The organism is Campylobacter sp. US42a, assembly GCF_004379055.1.
Lineage (GTDB): Bacteria > Campylobacterota > Campylobacteria > Campylobacterales > Campylobacteraceae > Campylobacter_D > Campylobacter_D jejuni.
Genome location: NZ_RYYK01000020.1, coordinates 1 through 534 on the forward strand (window position 1 = coordinate 1; position 534 = coordinate 534).

The 534-nt window shown below is 25.5% G+C and carries 1 pseudogene; it reads left to right on the plus strand.

Annotated features, from left to right (window positions below):
• Positions 1-85: 85 nt before the first annotated feature.
• Positions 86-534 (plus strand): annotated as a pseudogene (locus tag ELQ10_RS08500) (hypothetical protein); the annotation flags it as partial.

Consider the following 534-nt stretch of genomic DNA (forward strand, 5'->3'; position numbering starts at 1 on the left):
CACCCCAAAACGGAACAGATTTTGCTTGTATTATTTATAAAATATATTTAGATTGAAGGCAAAAAATCTAAATCAAGGAATTAATATGAGTATCTTTAGCATCAATGATAACTCAAATTATAATTCTATACTTTCACAAGCAAAAGCCAATAAAGAAAGTAAAGAAAATTCTAAAATAAGTTTTGCTAATACTTTTTTAAAACAAAATGCTAGTAAATTAAATGAAATTCAAAATGCAAATTCACAAACTCTAGCAAGAAGTGAAGTATTAAATTCTACTAATACAACAAATACTAGCAATAACACTAATTTTAGTATAAGTAGTAAAACAAGTTCTCCTAATTATGATATATCAAGTGAATTTAAAAACTCTATTTATACTCTAAAATATAAACAAGTAGATATAAGTAATACTTCTACCAATACAGCCTATGGTTATAGTGTAGATAAAGATGGTTATATGGGAGAAGATTTTAACAAAGCTGCAGGATTGCCTGAAGATTTTAAGATACATAAATCTACTTTGGATGAGAT